The organism is Halovulum dunhuangense (genome assembly GCF_013093415.1).
Lineage (GTDB): Bacteria > Pseudomonadota > Alphaproteobacteria > Rhodobacterales > Rhodobacteraceae > Halovulum > Halovulum dunhuangense.
In genome coordinates this window covers 487,695-509,329 of the sequence record NZ_JABFBC010000001.1, presented here as the reverse complement: position 1 = coordinate 509,329, position 21,635 = coordinate 487,695, and the positions used below count along the sequence as shown (strand labels likewise).

At 68.8% G+C, this 21,635-nt stretch carries 20 protein-coding genes; 5 read left to right on the top strand and 15 right to left on the bottom strand.

Annotation, left to right across the window (positions count from 1 at the left end; genetic code table 11):
• Positions 1 to 4: 4 nt before the first annotated feature.
• Entirely contained in the window at positions 5 to 688 is a 684-nt protein-coding gene (locus tag HMH01_RS02460; protein WP_171322133.1) for a haloacid dehalogenase type II, read from the top strand.
• On the opposite strand, the gene HMH01_RS02455 is transcribed toward HMH01_RS02460, so the two are convergent.
• Positions 666 to 1,871, bottom strand: a complete 1,206-nt coding sequence (locus tag HMH01_RS02455; protein ID WP_171322131.1) for a class I SAM-dependent RNA methyltransferase — start codon at positions 1,869 to 1,871, stop codon at positions 666 to 668. The two genes, HMH01_RS02460 and HMH01_RS02455, sit on opposite strands and share 23 nt — an antisense overlap.
• Positions 1,872 to 1,990: 119 nt before the next feature.
• On the opposite strand from HMH01_RS02455, the gene HMH01_RS02450 reads away from it, so the two are divergent.
• On the top strand, positions 1,991 to 2,491 hold the full coding sequence (locus HMH01_RS02450) for a VOC family protein (RefSeq protein ID WP_171322129.1): 501 nt from the start codon (positions 1,991 to 1,993) through the stop codon (positions 2,489 to 2,491).
• A gap of 74 nt (positions 2,492 to 2,565) precedes the next feature.
• Here HMH01_RS02450 and HMH01_RS02445 read toward each other — a convergent pair whose 3' ends face one another.
• From HMH01_RS02445 to HMH01_RS02435, 3 genes are read right to left on the bottom strand one after another with little or no spacing between them, the layout of a single operon-like run.
• Entirely contained in the window at positions 2,566 to 3,294 is a 729-nt protein-coding gene (locus tag HMH01_RS02445; protein ID WP_171322127.1) for a TlyA family RNA methyltransferase, read from the bottom strand.
• 2 nt (positions 3,295 to 3,296) lie between these two features.
• Positions 3,297 to 5,144 (bottom strand): ABC transporter ATP-binding protein, encoded by a 1,848-nt coding sequence (locus HMH01_RS02440; protein WP_171322125.1) that lies wholly within the window; start codon positions 5,142 to 5,144, stop codon positions 3,297 to 3,299.
• Complete coding sequence (locus HMH01_RS02435; RefSeq protein WP_171322123.1) at positions 5,141 to 6,979, bottom strand: ABC transporter ATP-binding protein; 1,839 nt, start codon at positions 6,977 to 6,979, stop codon at positions 5,141 to 5,143. Before HMH01_RS02435 ends, HMH01_RS02440 begins: the two co-directional genes overlap by 4 nt.
• A gap of 233 nt (positions 6,980 to 7,212) precedes the next feature.
• Between HMH01_RS02435 and hemF the strand changes: the two genes are divergently transcribed.
• Both hemF and HMH01_RS02425 read left to right on the top strand, forming a co-directional pair.
• Complete coding sequence (gene hemF / locus HMH01_RS02430) at positions 7,213 to 8,109, top strand: oxygen-dependent coproporphyrinogen oxidase (protein ID WP_171322121.1); 897 nt, start codon at positions 7,213 to 7,215, stop codon at positions 8,107 to 8,109.
• 96 nt (positions 8,110 to 8,205) lie between these two features.
• A complete protein-coding gene (locus tag HMH01_RS02425; protein ID WP_171322119.1) occupies positions 8,206 to 8,370 on the top strand; it encodes a hypothetical protein in 165 nt (54 codons plus the stop codon).
• Here the strand turns inward: HMH01_RS02425 and HMH01_RS02420 are convergent, their stop codons facing one another.
• The 11 genes from HMH01_RS02420 to HMH01_RS02370 all read right to left on the bottom strand — a co-directional run bounded on the left by HMH01_RS02420 (position 8,371) and on the right by HMH01_RS02370 (position 20,450).
• Positions 8,371 to 9,546, bottom strand: a complete 1,176-nt coding sequence (locus tag HMH01_RS02420) for a CCA tRNA nucleotidyltransferase (protein WP_171322117.1) — start codon at positions 9,544 to 9,546, stop codon at positions 8,371 to 8,373. It lies immediately after the preceding gene.
• Positions 9,543 to 10,160, bottom strand: a complete 618-nt coding sequence (locus tag HMH01_RS02415; protein WP_171322115.1) for a CoA pyrophosphatase — start codon at positions 10,158 to 10,160, stop codon at positions 9,543 to 9,545. The genes HMH01_RS02420 and HMH01_RS02415 overlap by 4 nt, the downstream gene beginning before the upstream one ends.
• A 44-nt stretch (positions 10,161 to 10,204) precedes the next feature.
• Positions 10,205 to 11,188: an Hsp33 family molecular chaperone HslO gene (gene hslO / locus HMH01_RS02410; protein ID WP_171322113.1), complete on the bottom strand. Its 984-nt coding sequence runs from the start codon at positions 11,186 to 11,188 to the stop codon at positions 10,205 to 10,207.
• Positions 11,189 to 11,522: 334 nt separating this feature from the next.
• The gene (locus HMH01_RS02405; RefSeq protein WP_171322111.1) at positions 11,523 to 12,149 is read right to left on the bottom strand and encodes a queuosine precursor transporter; all 627 of its coding nucleotides are present in this window, start codon (positions 12,147 to 12,149) and stop codon (positions 11,523 to 11,525) included.
• Between the two features lie 102 nt (positions 12,150 to 12,251).
• Entirely contained in the window at positions 12,252 to 12,866 is a 615-nt protein-coding gene (locus HMH01_RS02400; RefSeq protein WP_171322109.1) for an HAD family hydrolase, read from the bottom strand.
• A 3-nt stretch (positions 12,867 to 12,869) separates the two neighbouring features.
• Entirely contained in the window at positions 12,870 to 14,030 is a 1,161-nt protein-coding gene (locus HMH01_RS02395; protein ID WP_171322107.1) for an MFS transporter, read from the bottom strand.
• Between the two features lie 549 nt (positions 14,031 to 14,579).
• Positions 14,580 to 15,689: a flagellar basal body P-ring protein FlgI gene (locus HMH01_RS02390; RefSeq protein ID WP_171322105.1), complete on the bottom strand. Its 1,110-nt coding sequence runs from the start codon at positions 15,687 to 15,689 to the stop codon at positions 14,580 to 14,582.
• On the bottom strand, positions 15,686 to 16,696 hold the full coding sequence (locus HMH01_RS02385) for a flagellin N-terminal helical domain-containing protein (RefSeq protein WP_171322103.1): 1,011 nt from the start codon (positions 16,694 to 16,696) through the stop codon (positions 15,686 to 15,688). Before HMH01_RS02385 ends, HMH01_RS02390 begins: the two co-directional genes overlap by 4 nt.
• A gap of 3 nt (positions 16,697 to 16,699) precedes the next feature.
• On the bottom strand, positions 16,700 to 18,166 hold the full coding sequence (gene flgK, locus HMH01_RS02380) for a flagellar hook-associated protein FlgK (RefSeq protein ID WP_171322101.1): 1,467 nt from the start codon (positions 18,164 to 18,166) through the stop codon (positions 16,700 to 16,702).
• Between the two features lie 28 nt (positions 18,167 to 18,194).
• A complete protein-coding gene (locus HMH01_RS02375) occupies positions 18,195 to 19,493 on the bottom strand; it encodes a flagellar hook protein FlgE (protein WP_171322099.1) in 1,299 nt (432 codons plus the stop codon).
• Positions 19,494 to 19,595: 102 nt separating this feature from the next.
• Positions 19,596 to 20,450, bottom strand: coding sequence for a flagellar motor protein MotB (locus HMH01_RS02370; protein WP_171322097.1), 855 nt, complete (start codon positions 20,448 to 20,450; stop codon positions 19,596 to 19,598).
• A gap of 185 nt (positions 20,451 to 20,635) precedes the next feature.
• On the opposite strand from HMH01_RS02370, the gene HMH01_RS02365 reads away from it, so the two are divergent.
• Positions 20,636 to 21,628: a flagellar motor switch protein FliM gene (locus tag HMH01_RS02365; RefSeq protein ID WP_171322095.1), complete on the top strand. Its 993-nt coding sequence runs from the start codon at positions 20,636 to 20,638 to the stop codon at positions 21,626 to 21,628.
• Positions 21,629 to 21,635: the final 7 nt, after the last annotated feature.

Here is a 21,635-nt window from a genome sequence, read left to right as displayed (position 1 = left end):
CCTGATGCGGCCCGAGGCGCTGATCTTCGATGTCTTCGGCACCTGCGTGGACTGGCGCACCTGCATCGCGCGGGAACTAGCCGCCGTGCTGCCGGGTGCCGACGCGCTGGCGCTGGCCGATGCCTGGCGGGGCGAATACCAGCCGGCGATGGAGCGGATCCGGGCTGGCAACCGCGACTATGTCGCGCTGGACGACCTGCACCGCGAGAACCTGAACCTCGTGCTGGGCCGCTTCGGGCTGGCGGTGCCGGACCGCGACGGGCTGAACCGTGCGTGGGAACGGCTGGATCCGTGGCCCGACGTGGTGCCGGGACTTCACGACCTGCGCGGTCATGCCATCATCGCCCCCTGCTCGAACGGCTCGATCGCGCTGATGACGCGCCTCGCGCGCCATGCCGGGCTGCCGTGGGACTGCATCCTCGGGGCTGAGATCGCGCGCGACTACAAGCCCAGGCCGGGGGTTTATCTTGCCAGCTGCGCGGCGCTGCGGCTGGCGCCCGAGAGTGTGATGATGGTCGCCGCGCACAACGACGACCTGGAGGCAGCGCGGGCAGCCGGGCTTGCCACTGCCTTCGTGCCGCGCCCCATGGAATACGGCCCGGATCGGCAGTCCGACCTCGGGCCCGCGCAGGACTGGGATGTGGTGGCGTCAGACTTCCCGGCGCTCAGCCGGCAACTGTTCGGCTGAGCCGCGCCACCAGTTCCGCATGGCCCGACCAGCGGAACTGGTCGACCACCTGCACCCAGTCAAGACTGTAGCCCGCCGCCACCAGCGCCTGCGCGTCGCGCGCAAATGTGACCGGGTTGCAGGACACGGCGGCGATCACCGGCACGCGCGATGCCGCCAGCCGCGCCGCCTGCGCCTCGCATCCCGCGCGCGGCGGGTCGATCACCACGGCATCGAAGCCGCGCAACTCCAGCGGCTCCAGCGGACGGCGGAACAGGTCGCGCGTCTCGATCCGGACCGCCTTCAGCCCTTCGGCCTCGCGCCAGCCCTTTTCCAGCGCCGCCAGCATTCCGCCATCGCCCTCGACCGCCAGCACCTCTGCCCGCTCGGCCAGCGGCAGCGCGAAGGTGCCGCAGCCCGCGAACAGATCGGCGATCCGCCCGGCATCGCCCACCGCGTCGCGCACGGCGGCGACCAGTGCCGCCTCGCCTTGGGGCGTGGCCTGAAGGAACGCGCCGGGGGGCGGCACGACGCGCGCACGGCCCATGACCTGCGCGGGCGGGCGGATCAAGGCCACGACCTCGCCCTCCCAGGACAGCCGGGCCAGATCGGCGCGCCCGGCAAGGGCTGCAAGACTTGCGGCAAGCGGCCCCTCGAGCGGCTTGCCGCCCGAGACGTCGATATCCCAGCCGCCGTCGCATTCGGTCACGAGCAGCCGCAACCCGCCCTTGCGCGAGGCGCCAAGGCGGGTGATCTCCTCCAGCACCGGGCGCAGGGCCAGCATGCCGGGGCGCACCAGGGCGCAGGTGGTCACATCCTCGATCCGGTCGCTGCCACGGCCATGAAAGCCGATCTGCACGCCCTTCTTCGTGCGCCGCCCGGCGAATGTCGCCCGCCGGCGGCTGTTGGGCGGCGACACGGCGATGGGGCGGAACGGCGCGGACAGGCCGCGTGCGGCCAGCGCGCGTTCGACCACCGCCTGCTTCCAGCGGGCGAGGAAATCATCCGAGGCGTGTTGCAGCGCGCAGCCGCCGCAGCGGCCGAAATGGGGGCAGACCGGCGCGACGCGATCCGGCGACGGGGTCAGGATCTTGGGCGGATCGCCGGACAGGATGGTCTCTCCCGGCAGGGTGAAGGGGTGATAACCCCCGCCGCCCACGCCGTCGCCCTCATGTCCCAGCCGTTCGATCGCGATCCCGTCCATGGGCGCCTTTTATCCGCGCGCGGGGCGCGGCGAAAGACGCAACCGATTGTGTCGAATTTCAGTTCTTATGCAGATCAGGCTTGTTCCTTATATTCCCTGAAGAAACAAAGGAGAGCCACATGACCCCCGAACGCCCCGCCCTGCCGCCCGCCCCCGAGGGGCTGCGGATCGGCCATGTCCATCTGCGCGTCGCGGACCTTGACCGCGCGATCGCCTTCTACCGCGACGTGCTGGGCCTTGACCTGGTGCAGCGCTACGGCCCCGGCGCCGCTTTCCTGTCGGCGGGCGGCTACCACCACCATATCGGGCTGAATACCTGGGACAGCCTGGGCGGCACGCCGCCGCCGCGCGGGCATACCGGGCTGTACCACACGGCCTTTCTTTATCCCACGCGCCGGGACCTCGCGCAGGCGGTGCGCCGTGTCGCCGCGGCCGGAATCGACCTGGACGGGGCCGCCGATCACGGGGTGAGCGAGGCGCTTTACCTGCGCGATCCGGACGAGAACGGTGTCGAGCTGTATTGGGACAGGCCGCGCGACGCCTGGCCCGTCGGTGCGAACGGTCATCTGAGGATGGTGAACGCGCCGCTCGACATGGAGGGACTGATGGCGCTGGCCTGACCCGCGGCCCTGGGCCTGTGGCCGGCGCCGGATGCCTCCGGCGGGGATATTTGAAGAAAGTGGAATTCGGGCGGTCAGCCCGGCTTTCGGGCGGCGAGCAGGAATTCGCGGTTGCCGTCGCCCCCGGCGATCGGGCTGTCGGTGACGCCCGTTACCTGCCAGCCCCGCGCTTTCACCCAGCCGAGCACCGTCTCGACCGCGCGGGCGTGAAGGGCGGGATCACGCACGATGCCGCCCTTGCCGATGTCGCCGGGCGAAAGCTCGAATTGCGGCTTCACCAGCGTGACAAGCCTGGCCCCGGACCGGGCCGCCGCAAGCGCGGGGGCCAGCGCCTTGGTGGTTGAGATGAAGGAGAGATCGCTCACCACCCAATCGAGCGGCGGCAGGTCGCCGGGCGCCAGGGCGCGGGCGTTCACCCCCTCGCGGTTCTCGATGCGCGGATCTGCGGCAAGGCGCGGGTGCAGCTGCCCATGCCCGACATCGACCGCAATCACGCGCGCGGCCCCGCGCGCGAGCAGCACCTCTGTAAAGCCGCCCGTGGAGGCGCCGATATCGGCGCAGACGGCGCCTTCGGGCGAAAGGGCGAAATGGTCGAGGGCATGGACCAGCTTCAGCGCGGCCCGCGACACCCAGGGCAGCGGATCGGCGGCAAGGGCGATCGCCTGCTCCGCGATCCGGGCGGCGGGTTTCGTGACGACCGCCCCGTCCACCGTGACCGCGCCGGCCGCGATCAGCGCCTGCGCGCGGGCGCGGCTGTCGGCGAGGCCCCGCGCCACCATGGCCTGATCCAGACGCTGCGCCATCGCTATTCGGCGGCGGTGCGGCCCAGGAAGCCGCCCGACTGGCGGTTCCAGAACCCGGCATAGAGCCCGCCGCGCGCGAGCAGCTCGTCATGGGTGCCCTGTTCGACGATCCGGCCTGCGTCCATCACCACGATGCGGTCCATCGCGGCGATCGTGCTGAGCCGGTGGGCGATGGCGATGACGGTCTTGCCCGTCATCACGGCATCGAGGGAGTGCTGGATCCTGGCTTCCACTTCGCTGTCGAGCGCCGATGTCGCCTCGTCCAGCACCAGCACCGGCGCGTCCTTGAGGATGGCGCGAGCCAGAGCGATGCGCTGGCGCTGGCCGCCCGACAGCTTGACCCCGCGCTCGCCCAGCCGGGCGGCATAGCCCTGGCGGCCCTTGTGATCGCTCAGGGCAAGGATGAAGTCATGCGCTTCGGCACGGCGGGCGGCCTCGAACACCTCTTCGTCGGTGGCCTCGGGGCGGCCATAGCGGATGTTGTCCAGCGCCGAGCGGTTGAACATGGTGGTTTCCTGGCGGACGACCGAGATCCGGTCGCGCAGCGCGTGCTGGGTCATGTCGCGCACGTCCACCCCGTCGAGCAGGATCCGCCCCTTCTCGGTGTCGTAGAGCCGCAGCAGCAGCGAGGTGACGGTGCTCTTGCCAGCACCCGATGCACCCACCAGCGCCACCTTTTCGCCCGGCGCGATGTTCAGGCTGAAATCCCTCAGCGCCGCGACCTTGCCCCCATAGGCAAAGGTCACATGGTCGAAGGCGACGGCACCGCGGCCCGCGACACTTGCCACCGCGCCGGGGCGGTCGGTGATCTCGTGCGGCTGGGCGAGCGTCTCGATCCCGTCCTCGATCTCGCCGATATTGGCGAAGATGCTGACCCCGGCCATGCTGACGCGGTTGGTGATCTGGGCAAGCCGGGTCGAGACCATCGCCGTCATGGCGATGTCCCCCGGAGTGGCGATGCCGACCGACCAGAGATACAGCGCCGCGGTGATGGTCGAGAGCGGCAGCAGCCCGCCCAGCGTCATCAGCACGAAACGGAAGCTTGCGGACATCACGCCGAAATCGACGCCGCGGGCGCGGAACCGCTCCATCGCGTCAAGCGCGGCGCGATCCTCGACATCGTCATGGGCGAAGAGCTTGACCGTGGCGATGTTGGACAACGTGTCCACGATCTGCCCCGTCACCACGGCACGGGCCGAGGCGCGGGCGGCGGCGCGACTGCGCACCATCGGGATGAAGAACCGCAGGAAGCCGGCATAGAGCGCGAACCAGACCGCGAAGATCAGCAGGATGCGCGGGTCGATCCCGCCCAGAAGCACGATGGAGCCGGCAAAGATCGCCATGGTGTAGATGACCACGTCGATCGACTCGCTGACCACGTCGGTCAGCGCGCGCGAGAGTTGCATCGCCTTCTGGCTGATGCGGCCGGCGAAGTCGTTTTCGTAGTAGCGCATGGAATGGCCCAGCGCATGCCGGTTGATCCGGCTCAGGACCAGCGGGAAGAGATGCGGCTGCACCAGCACCGATGACATCGAGGCATCGATCGCGAAGACCGCCGGGCGGACCAGCGCGAAGAACACCACGCCCCCGATCAGAACCCCCCAGAGCGCACCGGGAAAAGACCCCGGCCCCGCCGCCAGCGCGGTGTCGATGGCCCAGCCGGTGAACCACGCGGCCACCAGTTCCGAGGTGCCGGCCAGCACGCTGACGCAGGCTGCCAGCAGCAGCGCGGGGCCCGCGCCGCGCAGGGCCCAGCGGGTGAAGGGCAGGATGCGCCGTGGCGGCGGGCCTTCGGCAGGGGCGAAGGGGTCGATCAGGCGGGTCAGCAGGCGGAAGGGGCTTCGCATCATTCGGCCGCATCCATGCCGAGGAACCCGCCCGACTGCCGGGCCCAGAGCCCGGCATAGATGCCGCGGCGCGCCAGCAGCGCGTCATGGGTGCCGTCCTCTACGACGCGGCCATTGTCCAGAACGACGATCCGGTCCATGCGCGCAATGGTAGAGAGCCGATGCGCGATGGCAATGACGGTCTTTCCCTCCATCACGCCGTAAAGCGTGTCCTGGATCGCCGCCTCGACTTCCGAGTCGAGCGCCGAGGTCGCCTCGTCCAGCACCAGGATCGGCGCGTCCTTCAGGATGACCCGCGCGATGGCGATGCGCTGGCGCTGGCCGCCCGACAGCTTCACCCCCCGCTCGCCCACCTGCGCGTCATAGCCGGTGCGGCCATGCCGATCCTGAAGCGTCTGGATGAAGTCATGCGCCTCGGCCCGCCTTGCGGCGGCGATCATCTGATCCTCGGTCGCGTCGGGATTGCCATAGAGGATATTCGCCCGCACCGAGCGGTGCAGCAGGCTGCTGTCCTGCGTGACCATCCCGATCTGCCGGCGCAGGCTTTCCTGCGTCACGCGGGCGATATCCTGCCCGTCGATCAGGATCTGCCCCTGCTCGGCGTCACGGAACCGCAGCAGCAGGTTCACGAGGCTCGACTTGCCCGCGCCGGAGCGCCCGACAAGGCCCACCTTCTGCCCCGGCGCGATCCGGAGGTTGACGCCCGACAACCCCCCATGGCCGCGGCCATAATGGTGATGCACGTCGCGGAACTCGATGGTGCCGCGCGACAGCGCCAGCGCCGGTGCGCCGGGGACATCCACCACCGTCTGCGGCCGGGCGATCGAGCGCAGCCCCTCGCGGATGACGCCGGCATGTTCGAACAGGCGGATGGTCACCCACATGATCCAGCCCGACATGCCGTTCAGCCGGATGGTCAGGGCGGCGGCCGCGGCTACCTCGCCCACGGTGACGGCGCCGCGCGTCCACAGCAGCACCGCCGCCCCCGTGACACCGACGATGAGGAAGCCGTTCATCACGTTCAGCACGAAGGTCATCTCGGTCATCAGCCGCAGGAAGCGCTGGAAGCGCAGGCGCAGACGGCGCATGGCCGACAGGACATAGGCCTCCTCGCGGCCGCTGGAGGCAAACAGCTTGACCGACTCGATGTTGGTATAGGCGTCCACCACCCGCCCGGTGACCAGGCTGCGGGCATCCGACCACCGTTCGGAGGCAGCGCCGACGCGCCGCGCGATGTTGCGGCTGTAGGCGACATAGGCGACCAGCCACAGGCCCAGCGGCAGCGCGATGCGCCAGTCCATGCCGTAAAGGATGATCAGCGCGCCCGCGACATAGGTCAGCGCGTACCAGATCCCGTCGAAGAACATGTGCACGGAATCCTCGACCGCCGGGCCCATCTGCATCACCCGGTTGGTCAGCCGCCCGGCGAAATCGTTCTGGAAGAACCCCGCCGACTGGCCCAGCAGATGCCGGTGCGCCCGCCAGCGGACCTGCTCCTGCATGTTGCCGGCCAGCGTCTGCTCCAGCAGCAGGTGGTTCAGCCCCATGATCAGCGGCCGCAGGAACAGGATGAACAGGGCGGCCAGGGTCAGCTCCAGCCCGTGCTCGGCCCAGAAGGCGGCGGGCTCGGCATCGGTGATCAGGTTCACGACGCGGCCCGAGTAGAAGATCAGCCCCATCTCGATCAGCGCAACGACGGCGCCGACCACGGCCATCCAGATCAGGTGGCGGCGGAACGGGACGAGCTGGGTCCGCAGATAGGCCCACAAGGTCGCAGGCGGCGTGCCCGCGGGCGGCTCGGCAAAGGGATCGACAAGGTTCTCGAAACGGCGAAACATGATGGGCGCTCCTCGCGCGGAAAAGGATAGTTCGAATGACGGTGCGGGACACGCGGCCCCTCCGGACCGGTGGTCACACCAGTTCTGCGGTCCGGTCAAACGTCATTCAGCACCCTCCATCAGCTTCGGTGCGCGACTTACACGATTCCCCCCGACTTGTCAGCCGGCATCGAGTTGACACCGCCCGACGGGCGGCGTTTGGTGAGCCGGTGACGAATGGCCGGAGGCAGGGAATGACGCAGAACGATTTCGACGAACGAAAGGCACGGGCTTCCGCCTGGTTCGCCGAATTGCGCGACATGATCTGCGCCGCCTTCGAACGGCTCGAGGACGAACAGGACTGGGGCCCCTACGCCGACCTGCCTGCCGGCCGTTTCGAGCGCAAGGAAACCCGGCGCGCCGGCGAGGGCGAGGAAGACGCCGGCGGCGGCGTGATGTCCGTGATGCGCGGCGGCCGCGTGTTCGAGAAGGTGGGCGTCAACATCTCGACCGTCTACGGCACGCTCGGGGCGCAGGCCAGCCGAAGCCTTTCCGCCCGCAAGGAGATCCCCGGCCTGATCGAGGATCCGCGCTTCTGGGCCAGCGGCATCAGCCTTGTCGCGCACATGCGCTCGCCCAAGACGCCGGCGGTGCACATGAACACCCGCATGTTCTGGACCCCCGGCGCCTGGTGGTTCGGCGGCGGCTCGGACCTGAACCCGATGGTCGAGGTGGCCGAGGATACCGCCTTCTTCCACGAGGTGCTGAAAGGCGCCTGCGACCGCCACGACCCGGACTATTACCCGCGCTACAAGGCCTGGGCGGACGACTATTTCATGATCCGCCACTGGAACGAGGCGCGCGGCGTCGGCGGCATCTTCTACGACGATCACTGCACCGGCGACTGGGAGGCGGATTTCGCCTTCACCCGGGACGTGGGCCGCGCGTTCATCGACGCTTTCGTGCCGCTGACCGAAAAGCACCTGAAGGAACCCTGGACCGAAGCCGACCGCGAATGGCAACTGGTCAAGCGCGGCCGCTACGCCGAGTTCAACCTGGTTTACGACCGCGGCACCCAGTTCGGCCTGCAGACCGGCCACAACCCCGAAGCCGTGCTGATGAGCCTGCCACCGATCGCGAAGTGGCCCTGAGCGGCAGCCACAACCCCACCACGAAGTGAACGGCGAATCCATTGCCCTCGGGCGATATTGCACTAAAGTGTCACGCGAAGTTGACAGGAGCGCGCGATGTTTTTCGAGTTGATCGATTTCCTTGGCTGGCGGTGGCTGGTGTTCTTTCACCTTGTTGCCTTTGGCCTGCTCTACCTGCCCTTCATCTATGAAGGTGCGGTGCGTGTCGTGGTGCCCCTGCGCAAGATCTGGGCCGAGCGGCAGGACAACCGCCGGGGCTGATCAGCACCCCTGACGCCAATGTTGCAGAAGCGCATCGCGGTCAAGCGTGAAGCGGCTGTCGATCCAGGCCTGCCGCAAGCGCGCAAGGGTCGCGCCCAGTTGCGGCCCCGGCTCCAGCGGCGGCATGAGGTCCGCGGCACGCAGCGGGAACTGCGCAGCCGCACCAAGGGCGATGTCGGACTGCCAATTCGCGGGGGTTTCCGCACCTTCTGCCGCGGTCATCAGAACCGCGTCGGTCGCAGCCTCTCCCCCATGTTCGGCCGCAGCCGCATGGGGGGGCAGATCGGCCGCACGGCAGGCGCGGATCGCAGCGAGCGCCCGCGCCTCGTCGCGTGACAGGCGCAGCGCAGCGGCCCAGTCGCCCTTGCCCAGCGCCGCCAGACGCCGGATCCAGCGCGGCGCTTTTCCCGCCTTTCGCTCGGCCTCGACCAGCGGACGGATCAGTTCCGCCCTCGCGCCGGGCAGCGCCTCTTCCAGCACCTCGCTTGCGGCCATGCCCTCCAGGGCGATCACCGGATCTGCCGCCCCCAGCAGCTTGCGCATCTCTGCCCCGATCCGTTCGCGGCTCACGGGGCGCAGCGCGGCATGGGCGGCGGTCACCGCGGCCATCCCTTCGGGGTCGAGCGGGGCGCCCGGCGCGGCATAGATCGCGCTGAAGCGGAAGAAACGCAGAACGCGCAGGCCGTCCTCGCGGATCCGTTCGGCGGGATCGCCGATGAAGCGCAGGCGCCGCGCCCGCAGATCGGCAAGCCCCCCGCCCATCGGGTCGAGCACCGCGCCCTGCCGGTCGGCGTAAAGCGCGTTCATGGTGAAATCCCGCCGTGCCGCATCCTCCTCCAGGCTGTCGGAAAACGCCACGACGGCGTGGCGGCCATCGGTTTCCAGATCGCGGCGGAAGGTGGTGACCTCGTGCGGGCCATGGCTCAGCACCGTGACCGTCCCATGTTCGGCCCCCGTGGGCACGCAGCGCAGGCCCGCGGCCCGCGCAAGTTCCGTCACCCGTGCCGGTTCCGCATCGGTCGCGATGTCGATATCGGCCACGGGCCAGCCCAGCAGCGCGTTGCGCACGCAGCCCCCCACGAAATAGGCCTGGTGGCCGCCCGCCTCCAGCATGGCCAGCACGCCCTGGGTGCCGGGGTTGCGCAGCCAGTCCTCGGCGGCAAGGGGACCGCTCATGCCGTGAGCACCCGCTCGGACAAGCCTTTCAGCATGCGGGCGGTGGCGCCCCAAATGTAGTAGGGCCCGTACGGCACCGCCCAGTATTGCCGCGGCGTCCCCTGCCAGATCCGGCTGTGGGTCTGGAAATGCGCGGGGTTCAGCACGAAGGCCAGCGGGACCTCGAAGACCTCGGCTACCTCGTCCTCGCAGGGGGTTACGACGAAATCGCCGCGGACAAGCCCGACATGCGGCTCGACATCGAAGGCGGTCACCGTCTCGTGCCGGTCCAGCCGGCCCAGCGGCGCGACCAGTTCCGGGGCAAGGCCGATCTCTTCGCGGGCCTCGCGCAGGGCGGCATGCCAGCGGCTGGCATCGCCCGGGTCCATCCGCCCGCCGGGAAACGCGATCTGGCCGGGATGGTGGCGCAGCCGCACCGAGCGGCGGGTCAGCAGCACCGAAAGCCCCGCGGGACGCTCGACCACCGGGACCAGCACCGCGGCGGGGCGCAGGCTGCGCCCCTCGGGCAGATGCGCGCGGATTTCGGGGTTCAGGTCGTAATCCGAGGACGCGCCCGGTCGTGGCGCATCCAGCGCGCGCGAAAGCCGGTCAAGGGTCAGGTCATGCAGCGTCATCGCTGGCAAGATGGGCCCGCGCCGCATCCGGCGCAAGCCCGCGCTCAGCGCTTCGCCTCGAAACCCAGCGTCTCGGGGTCGAGCACGTAATGCGCGCCGCAGAACTGGCAGTCGGCAGTCACCGTGCCCTGGTCCGTGGTCATGTGGGCGATGTCCTTGGCGGAATAGATCGACAGCGACTGCTGCACCTTTTCCTGCGAGCAGGTACAGCCGAAGGCCACCGGCTGCGCCTCGAACACGCGCGGCGTTTCTTCATGGAAGAGCCGCACCAGCAGCTGGTCGGGCGTCACATGAGGCCCCACCAGCTCGGTCAGTTCCACCGTCTCGAGCAGCGTGGTCACACGGTTCCAGTCCTCGGCCTCGTCACCCGTCAGGATGTCGTCGGCGGTCAGAAGCCCGCCCTCGCCGGTCGCCCCGCCCTGCGCGAAGGGCGACGCCTTGGGCATGTGCTGGATCATCACCCCGCCCGAGCGCCACGCGCCGGGATGGCCGGGCGTGAAGCTTTCGGCCATGCCCAGGGCAAAGCGTGTCGGCAGCTGTTCGGACTGCGCGAAATAGGTTTCGGCGCAGGACGCGAGCGAGCCGCCCGCCAGCGGCGTGATCCCCTGGTAGGGGACCGTTCCCGGCCCCTGGTCGATCAGGATGGCGAACATGCCCTTGCCCAGCCCGGCAAAGGGATTGCCAGAAAGCCCCTCGAGCCGGTCCGCATCATAGCTGGCATAGGCGCGCAGGCGCCCGACCTCGCCCTCCGATGCGGGGGCGAAGTAGTCGGTGGCGATCAGCCGGATGGGCCCGTCGCCGCGTATCTGAAGGCTCAGTTTCCACCGCAGCTTCACCGTCTGGCCGATCAGCGCGGTCAGAAGCGTCGCCTCGGCGACAAGGGCCGCGACCGGTGCCGGATAGGCATGCTGATCCAGCACCTGCTCCAGCGTCTTGTCCAGACGTGCGACGCGACCGCGGGTGTCCGCACGGTCGAGCTGGAAGGGCAGAACGGTATCGTCCCAGGCAATCTGGCCTGCAATGGTCATGGCATGTCTCCGAACTTCGGGCGTCGGCCGCTGCGGCCATGGCGCCCTTGGGTGGGACCACATAGGCATCCGGGGCACGAATGCCAAGTCGGGCGCATCCAGGTCCGCAAATGGAACAGGCCGCGGATGCCGCGGCCTGCCCCGTTTCAGCGATTTTTCGGAATTGCCGGGCAGGAAGGCCCCTGTCAGGGGGCCGCGTCGCCGCCGGAGCTGTCCGTCAGCGCGCAACCTCCTGCACGAACCCGACCTTTGTTCCGAAAATCCCCATAGACATCGGATCACCTCCTTTCGCTGGTTGCCGTTGCTGTCGATGGTGCCACGGCAGGGGCGAAAGTCAAAGATTTTCCACCGGGCGCAGGCGCCGGACCAGCAGGCGGAAAGGGATCAGAGCGAGGATCGCGATGCCCAGCTTGACGCCGTAATCGGCAACCGCAAGCGACACCCAGAGCGGCGCCTCGGGGCCCATGCCCAGCAGCGGCAGAACCTCGCCCGCCCAGGACACGTCCTCGACCGGGTTCAGCGCCGACAGGCTGGCGGCGAAGGCCATCGAGAAGAACAGCGCCGTATCGACCGCGCCTCCCAGGACGGAACTTGCCAGCGGCGCCTTCCACCATGCCTGCTTGCGCAGTGCCTGGAAGATGCCGACATCCAGCAACTGGGCGACCAGAAAGGCGGTGCCCGAGGCGATGGCGACGCGCTGGCTGACCAGCGGGCCGTACTCGCCCTCGATCTGGCTGCCGATCAGCGAACAGACCACCCCGGTCGCGAAGCCGGCCAGCACCACGCGGCGTGCGGCGGCCGGACCGTGAAGCCGGTTCGTCAGATCGGTGACCAGGAAGGCCAGCGGATAGGTGAACGCACCCCAGGTCAGCCACTGGCCGAACAGGTGCTGGACAAGGATGTTGGACGCGACGACCACCGCGGCCATGGCGGCCACGGCGGCTAGAATTCCACGGGACATGTGCGTTTTCCGTTTTTTAGAAGGTTGCGGAGACTTCATTCCGCCCCGAAAGGCGGACGCGGTTCCTTAGCGGAAGGATGCCGCCGCGGCAAGAACCTCGGCTCAGAGCGGGAAGCCCCGCGCGCGCAGTGCCCCGGCCAGCGCCTCGGGGTTCGTGAACCGGTGGGTCTGCCATCCGCGCGCATCGGCGGCGGCGATGTTGTCGGCGCGATCATCGGTGAAGAACAGTTGCGCCCCCGACAGGCCGCAGTCCTGCTCGACCATCTCGTAGATGCGGGGATCGGGCTTGATCACCTTCATCTGCCCCGACAGGTAGCGGCGGTCGAACTCGTTCAGGATCGGATAGACCCCCTCGGCCAGCGCAAAGGTCTGGATACCGAAATTCGACAGCGCGAAGACCGGCACGCCCTGCGAGCGCAGCGTGCGCAGGATCCGCCACGACCCCTCGATCGCGGGCGAGGCCATGTCCAGCCAGCGCGTATGCCACTGTTCGATCTGCGCGCGGAACCTCGGATGCCTCGCCGCCTCGGCATGGACCGTCTCGCGGAACGGTGCGCCACGGTCGATGCGGTCGTTCATGCCGTGCAGATCGACGGTGGCGAACAATTCCTCGCGCGCGGCCCGGCTGCCCATGATCTCGTCGAACACCCGCTCGGGGTTCCACTCGATCAGGACGTTGCCGATGTCGAAGACGATGGCTTCGGGGCGGCGGGCCATGGCTCAGGCCTGTCTTGGCCGGGCGAGGACGGGCAATACCCCCCGCGCCATGAACAACGGATAAAGCGCGAGCGGCGTCAGAAGCGCCAGCGCGACCGGCAGGCCCAGCAGGCTGCCGACGGTGCCGATCAGCGGCGGGCCGACCAGGAAGCTGGTGAAGCCGATGAAGGCCACGGTCGCGATCGCGTCCCCCGGCGCGCGGCCGGGCACTTCCGCGGCCATCGACATGGCCAGCGGGTAGATGTTGGCCACGCCCAGCCCGAGAACAAGCGCGCAGACTAGCGCCGGGACCAGCCCGCCGGCCATGGCAAAGCCGAACATGCCCAGCGTGCCCAGAGCGGCGGATCCGACCAGCACCCGGCCGGCGCCCAGACGCTCGGCCAGCCCGTCGCCCAGAAAGCGCCCCGTGGCCATGGCCAGCGCAAAGCAGGAAAAGACCGCACCGGCGGCAAAGGGGCCCAACCCCACATCGCCGCGCAGGAACAGCGCCGACCATTCCATCATCGCGCCCTCGATCATCAGCGCGCCCAGCGGCAGGGCGCAGACCGCCAGCAGCGCGCCTTGCGGCAGCGACAACCGGGGCCGACCCGCGACGGCGGCAGGATCCCCCGGCAGGTCATCCGGCAGGGCCAGCGCCGCGCGCCAGGCGATCAGCGCGAAAAGTGGCGCGAGAAGCATCTGCTGGGCCAGGAAGCTCAGCCCGAGCGCAGCCGCGCCACCGCCGATCAGCGCCCCCGACATGGACCCGACGCTCCAGGCGCCGTGACAACCGGCCATGATGCGGCGGCCGCGCACGCGCTCGATCTCGGCCGCCTTGGCGTTCATCGCCACCTCGACCGGGGCCACGACCAGTCCGACCACGAACAGGGCAAGCCCAAGCGCCAGCGCCGAGGGGGCAAGCGCTGGCAGCACGAACAGCAGGATGAAGGCCGGTCCGCCCAGGCTGCAGACCCGTTTCACCCCCAGCCGTGCAAGCACGCGGGGCGCCACGAAAAAACCCGCCATGGTTCCGAGTGGCAGCATGAAGAAGCAGATCGAAAGCGTCAGCAGGTCGACGCCCAGATCGGCCTTTACGTCCGGGATGCGCGGAAACCAGACCGCGATGCCCAGCGCGTTCATCGCGAAGACGACCCTGAGGGCGGCAAGGGGGTTCAGGCGCGGCATTCTGGGGCTTTCCGGAAAGGGACGTTTCTCCCTAGCAAAGCGCCAAACAAAGACAAGCAGGAGGATGATGGGTCCGGCCGGCACCGGACAATGACCTTGCGTCAGGACCGCACCCGCAGAACCTGGGACTGACGACCCGGAGGACCCGGAGGACCCGGAGGACCCGGAGGACCCGGAAGGGGGTGACGCCGGGCAATCCGAAAGGCAGGTTCATTCGACCAAAGGCCGACGAGTCTGAACAATCCTGCTCCGGGGTATCGTCACAGCAACGCATTCCCCAAGCGGCGCGACGCAGCATGCCATCGCTCGCCTCCTGCCGCAGCCAGCAGCCTCGGGCCGCAGGGGGCGCAGCCGCGCGGCACGGGGCTATCATCCGGCAAACCCGGTGGTCGCGGAGTTCACCCCACATGACCAGGGCGCCGCTTCCTGCGCGGCCGCGGGCTTTCTGCGTTCCGGCACTCGCACGAAACCCGAGCGCACCGCTTCCGGATCTGCCCGGCGATCCCCGCGCCCCGACACGGGGCTGGCAGCCATGGGCGGGCCAGGCCACTACTGCACGACGAAATCCGCATGCAGCGCGCCGGCAGCCTTTATCGCCTTGAGGATATCGATCATCTCGCGCGGGGATACGCCCAGGGCGTTCAGCCCGGCGATCACCTCGGGAAGCGATACGCTGTCCTCGACCAGCGCAAGACCCGGAGCGCCCTGTTCTCCAAGCTCAATCTCGGTTCGGGGCAGAACGATCGACTCGCCGCGCGGCGAAAAGGGATTGGGCTGCACCGCGATAGGGTATTCCTGCACCCGCAGCGTCAGGTTTCCCTGCGTCACCGCTACACGCGATATGCGCACGTCGTCACCCAGCACGATGGTGCCCGAGCGCTGGTCGACGACCACCCGCGCCTTCTGGTCGGGTCTCACCTCGATGTTCTCGATCGCCGCGATCAGCCCTGCCACGTCCGGCGCCTTGCCCACGCTCAGGTCCAGCCGCACGGTTCCGCTGTCGATCATCTGTGCAAGCCGACCCGGCATCGCCGCGTTGATCGCTTCCTCGATCCGGGCAGCGGTGGTGAAATCCGGGTCGCGCAGGGCAAGCCGCATCTCCTGCAGCTCGTTCAGCGCGAAGTCGATCTCGCGCTCTACCCGGGCCCCCGAGGGAATCACGCCCGAGGTGGGCACCCCCTCGGTCAGGGTCGCGGCCTGTCCCTGCGCCACCAGCCCGCCGGACAGGACCGAACCCTGGGCCACCGCATAGATCTGCCCGTCGGCGGCACTGAGCGGGGTCATCACCAGCGTGCCCCCCATCAGGGACGACGCGTCGCCCACCGTGGAAATCGTCACGTCGATCCGCGATCCGGTGCGGGCAAACGGCGGCAGCACGCCGGTCACCAGCACTGCCGCGACGTTGCGTGCGCGGAGTTGTTCGCCACTCACGTTCACGCCCAGCCGCTCGAGCAGGTTGACCAGCGCTTCTTCGGTAAATGGGGCGTTGCGCAACCCGTCGCCGGTGCCGTTCAGGCCCACCACCAGGCCATAGCCGACCAGGTCGTTGCCGCGCACGCCGTCGAACTCTACCAGGTCCTTGATCCGTGCCTCGCTTCCCGACGCGAGGACCGGCAACAGACACAATGGTGCGAGCAGCACGAGCAAGCGCAGGATCATCTCAGGAAACTCGCAAGGCTTAGGCGCGACAACCGGCTGGTGACAAGGTGCAGCGTCTCGAGTTGGCCCTCCAGCGCGGTGAAGCGCGCGGCCGCGTCGAACTGGTCGACCCCGGCAAGCGCGTTTCGGGCAAGGCCCAGGCTCGCTCGCTCTGCAATGCCGTGTTCCGCTGCCTCGGCAATGGCCTGCTCCGAGGTGCCCAGACTTGCGCGCATCCCGGTCACGCCGTCACGCGCGGCGATCAGCGCCCCCGCCGCCTGCGAAAGATGGGCCTGGCGAGCATCGGGATCGGCGGCAAAGCCGGTCACATCGACCGTGGCGATCGCTGCCAGCGCCTTCAGCGTGGCACGCAACGGTTCCGCATCCGCCCGTGGCAGAAAATGCTCGACCCGCGTGTCGGAAAGCGCGACGCCGGCCGCATCCTGCGTGGCGCCCCCATAGATGGCCGTCTCGAACCCACCACCGGGGCTGTCGAAGAAATCGTCGAGCATGGCCTGCGCGGCAGCGGGTGTCCCGGCCGTGGCAAGGGCAGGGGCAAGCGACGCGATCAATGCCTCGGCTCCTGCGAGGGGCGCACGGTCGGGGGCGGCACCGGAAAAGAGAGCCCGGCCGCCGAATTGCGCGTTCAGCGCCTGGATCACGGTCTCGAGCGCTGCGCGCGCCTCCGCCACATAGGCTGACCCCGACACGGCGTCACCCCGGTCGATGGCACCCAGAAGGCCGATACCGTAGTCCCCGGCAGTGGTCTGCACCACCCCAAGAGCGGATTGCGCCGCGCCGGCCCGCGCACCGGCGAGTCCCAGATCACGCTGGCGCGCCTCGATCCGGTTCAGCGCCGCGTCGATGCCGAAGACCGGGGACAGCTCTCCCGCGGTATGGGCGGCAAGATCGGTGCGCATGCCGGTGGTCAGCTCCTGCCCGGCCGCATCCAGCGCGGCGCGCAGGCGACCGGACTGGTCCTGCAGGCGCAGGGACGACAACAGATCGGGAAGGGGCGCAGACAGCATGGCTCAGATCTCCATCAGGCGGCGGATCATGTCGTCGATCGTGGACAGGACAAAGGCGTTGGCAGCGTAACTCTGCTCGACCAGCAGCAGCTTCTGCATCTGGGTGTCGGTGTTCACGCCCGAGACCGAGAGTTCCGCATCGCGCAGCGTGGAATGAAGCGCGGCGGCATGGCCCATGGCCTGCTCGGCCCGTTGCTGGCGGGAGGACATGAGGCTGGTCAGCCCGGCCGCCATTTCCGACAGACCGCGGCTGCCGGAAATGCCCAGCGCAGGATCGGCAAGACGCGGGGCGCGCGCGGCACTGTACAACTCGGAAAGTAGCCGCGCGTCGCCGATCTCACCGGGTCCGGTGGCGCCAAGACCGTCGCGCAGGCGGCTGGGCATTCCTCCCGCAGAGGGGACAACCGCCGCATTGAGCTCGATCCGGCCCGCAAGCCCGGACCGGTTTGCCGGATCGTAGAACGCGCCTCCATCCGTGAAAAGCCCGGGGTCCCCCGGCGCGCGCGACGGGTCGAGCCCGGCCGCCTGGAACCTCTGGACAAGATCTTCGGCCAGTCTGTCGAGCTGGTCGGCGATCGCGGGCATGGTCGTATCGCGCAACACGAACAGCGCACCCAGCGAGCCGCCGTCGCCCGCGCCGCTGCGATCGCTCGCGCCGATGCCAAAGGGGCGCCCGTCCAGCGTCAGTCCGGACAGTGCACCAGAGGCAAGCGTCATGTCCTGCGTGATCGTGGCCGTGGGGCTGAAGCCCAGAGTCGCCGCCTGGCCATCTATCAGCGTCGCGCCATTCTCTGTGAACAGGGCGACCGCGCCATGTGGGCGGGTCGCGCTGCGGATCGGCAGGATCGCCGAGACCTCGTCGATCAGCGCCTTGCGCGCGTCGACCAGAGCGCTGGCGTCGCCCCCTGCGAAGCTGCGCATCTGGATCTCGCGGTTGAGCATCTCGATCGACTGGAGGTTCTGGTTCACCAGCGCGACCTGGCCCGCAATCTCGGTGTCGGCAGCAAGGCGCGCGCTCTGCGTCTCGGTCGAGAGGGCGGCGATCGCCTCGGCGTAGTGTGCGCCGTCCGCCACCGCCTCGGCCAGGCGATGATCCGAGGCGGGATCGTTCGCGGCGGCCATGAGCGCGGTCTCGAATGCGGCGGCGCGGTCGGCCAGCGCCGTGCCGCTGCCGGGCAGGCCCATGAGATCGGTGATCATGGCAAGCCCCCCGGCCTCGGTGCTGCCAAGCGCGAGGGCGGCATCGGCCCTGCGCCGTTCGGCGATGGCGGCCGCATTCTCGACAAGCGTAACACCCGTCACCCTGACACCGGCGCCGGTGTCCCCGACGATGACGGCCGAAAGTTCGGCGGTTCGGGTGGTGTAGCCGGGGGTCTGTGCATTGGCGATGTTGGTCGCCACCAGCTCCGCCTCGCGGGTGCTGACATTCAGCCCGCTCAGGGCGTTGTTCAGGGCGGTGGAAAGGCTCATGGCACAGGCCTCCGGCGGGTCTCGCGTCCTAGCGCTTCAGGTTGGTCGTCTCTTGCAGCATCTCGTCTACGGTCTGGATGATCTTGGCGTTGGAGGAATAGGCGCGCTGCGTCTCGATCAGGTGCGTCAGTTCGGCCGCGATATCGGCGGTCGATTCCTCGCGCGCATAGGCGATCATCTGCCCGGTCGGCCCCTCGCCGGCGTTCCACAGGTAGAAGGGGCCGCTTTCGCGGGTGACCGAAAAGGCCTGGTTGTCCTCGGCCCGGAGTCCGTTGAAATTGGCGAGGTTCACGATCGGCACCTGGTAGATGACGCGCGTGAAGCCCGAATCGTAGGTGGCGATGACCATGCCTTCGGGGTCGATGTTCACACCGGTCAGCGTGCCGACGGCCGCGCCGTTGCGGGTGACGCCAGCAGGCGAGAAATCGGCCGACAGCTGCGTCAGCCCCGACCCCGTTCCGGGGATGCCAAGATCGATCGAAAGCGGCCCACTTGCGGTGGTGACGGAGGCGATTCCGGTCGCGGGGTCGAAGCTGCCCAGCGCGGGGGTCACCGACAGGATCGTGCCGCCGGTTCCGGCGGTCGCATCGAATGCGACGGAGAAGGTGCCCACCACCGCGCCGCCCTGTGCCATGTCTGTCATGGTGATCGTCCAGTTGTTGGACTGGCCGACCGCAGGGACGGCCGGGGTAAAGGTCGTCACCAGCGTCTGCGAAGCACCGACATTGTCGAAATACTGGGTCGAGACTTCCAGTGGGATGCCGGCCGCACCGGCCTGCGTCGCCTCGGCCGGCAGGTTTACGCCCAGCGTCATCTCGGTCGTGGGCGAGGCCGAGAACTGGTTGCGGTTCACGATCACCGGATCGAGGCCGGAGGCACTGTCACGCGGCTGCACCGGGATGTTGCCATCGGCGTCCGCTGGCCAGCCCATCAGCACGAGGCCGCTTTCGGACACGAGATACCCATCGGCATTGGGGCGGAACGACCCGGTGGAGGTCAGCAGGAACGGATAGGTGCCATCGGCCGCGTCCACCTCGGTCAGAAGCGTGACGGGCAGCATGCCCCGCCCGCCCACGGCAAGGTCGGTCGGATTGTCGGTGGAGACGAGCGGCCCCTGCGCCTCGACATCGCGGAAGGTGTCCACCCGGACCCCGCCCGCCGAATAGGTGCCCGCGCGTTGGCTGATCACGACCGAGGAGAAATCCACATCGGCGCGCTTGTATCCGTAGGTCCCCGAATTCGCGATGTTGTCCGAGATTGTCGCAAGGCGGCTGGAATTCGCGGAGAGACCGCTGACGCCGGCGTTCAGGGAGGAAGAGATGCTCATGCAATGTCCTTTCCGGGAGGCGTACACGACCCAACGGGTCACTTGCGCCGATAGGCCCACTCTGCGCAGGGGGCGATTAACGCGCGCCTAACGGGGGCGGGCTCATGGCGCGGGGGTCCCGCGGTCGGTCAGCAGGATGATCTCTACCCGCCGATTGCGAATGTCGCGCGGGTCGGCGCGGGCCGGCGCGCGATCCGCCTCGCCGGTGACGCGGGCAAAGCGCACCGGGTCTACCCCGGCCTCGGACAAGAGCCCGCGCATGGCGATGGCGCGGGCGGCGGTCAGCTCCCAGCCGGGAAGCTCGGGCCGGATGATCGGTCCCTGTTCCAGATGCGCATCGAGCGCCACCGCGTTGGTGACCAGCCCGAGCACCGGCACGATCAGCTGCACGAGATCCAGCATGCGCGAGGTAGGCAGCGCGCTGTCCCCCTCGAAAAGCGGCGCGACGGGCAATTCCGCAAGCTCGATCACCAGCCCCTCGTCGGTGCGCCGCATGCGCACATGTTCAAGAAGACGGTCGGCGATCTCGCTTTCGCCGCCACGGGCCAGCAGCGCCTCGGCAATGCCGTCAAGGCCGGCATCCTCGACCCTATTCTCACTGGTGGGGTCGGCTTCGACGCCCGTCTGGCCGCTGGCCTGCCGTTCTGCCGCGGGCCGGTCGCGCGTGGCCCCCTTGCCCGCTTGCGCCATCACATCCTCTGACAGCGCCGAAGAGCCGCCGAAGGGGCCGTCGCCGCCGCCGGATGTGCGATGCACCGGGATCGAGGGGTTGAAATAGTCCGCAAGCCCCTTGCGCTGATCCTCGGTCGTGGCGTTCAGAAGCCACATCAGCAGGAAGAATGCCATCATAGCGGTCACGAAATCGGCATAGGCCACCTTCCATGCGCCGCCATGATGCGAAGCCTCGGCCGCCTTCTTGCGCCGAACGATGATCGGACGCGCCCCTTCCTCGGCCATATGCCATCCCTTCCCTGCAAGAGCTTGGCCCGAGCCTCGCGGCGCGAGGTTTCCGGATCCTTACCGCGACGCCCGCCGCGTCAGGCAAAATGCAGAGAATTCGAACCATTCGGCCCGACGCCGGATTAACCCCGCGGAAATACCGCTGCCCGATGCTGAACGGGAATCGGCACAAGAGGACAAGCATGGACGGCGACATGGGCGCGCTTGCCCGCAAGCTGGGAAGCCGAAGGGTCGGACGCTCTCCCCTGCCCGACCTGGAACTGGTCGGAGAGAATTTCGGCCGCGTGCTGGAGGATAATCTCCGCCCGATCCTGAAGACGATCGTGGGCGCGCTGATCCTCGATTGCGAGGTCACCAAGCTGGCCGAGGTGCTGGAGCGGATCCCCGTTCCCTCGATGCTGGGCGTGGTCGAGGCCGAGGCGAGCGACCGCATGGCGCTGATCAACCTTGGCTCGGACCTGGTCTATCACGTGGTCGACATGCGCATGGGCGGCAATGCTGCGATGGCGCCGCAGCCCACCACGCGCAGCTTCTCGGCCATCGACGCGCAGCTCTGCATGGACGTGTTCGACGCCGTGCTGCGCGCCTTTGCCCGCGCGGTCGAGGAAAGCGTCGGCGTCCCGCTGGAGGCCGGGTTCCGCATTCTCGGCCACAAGCAGGACATCAACACGGTCCGGATCGCCCCGGCCTCGGCCGATGTCATGCTGATCCGCGTGAGCCTCGATATCGGCGAGGCGGCGCGCTCGGGCGAGTTCGACCTGATCATGCCACTGTCGATCCTCGACGTGCTTCGGGCCGCGGTGATGCGCCAGGAGGTGACCGATCACGTTCCACCCAACGATCTGTGGCTGGGTCAGATGCGGCGCTGCGCGGCCGAGGCGATCGTGCCGCTTCATGGCATGCTGCACAGGCTGGAACTGCCGCTTTCCGAGGTGGAGGCGCTCGAGATCGGGCAGATCCTGCCGCTGCCGCGCTCGGCGCTGGACCAGGTGCGGCTGGTGCAGGCGCTCGGCACGGAATACGAGGCGACCATCGCGACGGGCCGGCTGGGTCGCTATGACAACGACCGGGTGCTGAAACTTACCGCGCCACCCCCCCCGGCGGTCCGGGAGGGGCTGGCCCGCATCCTTCAGCTTGGCACCGGCACGGACGCGTTCAGCGCCGACACGGGTTAGCGGCGGG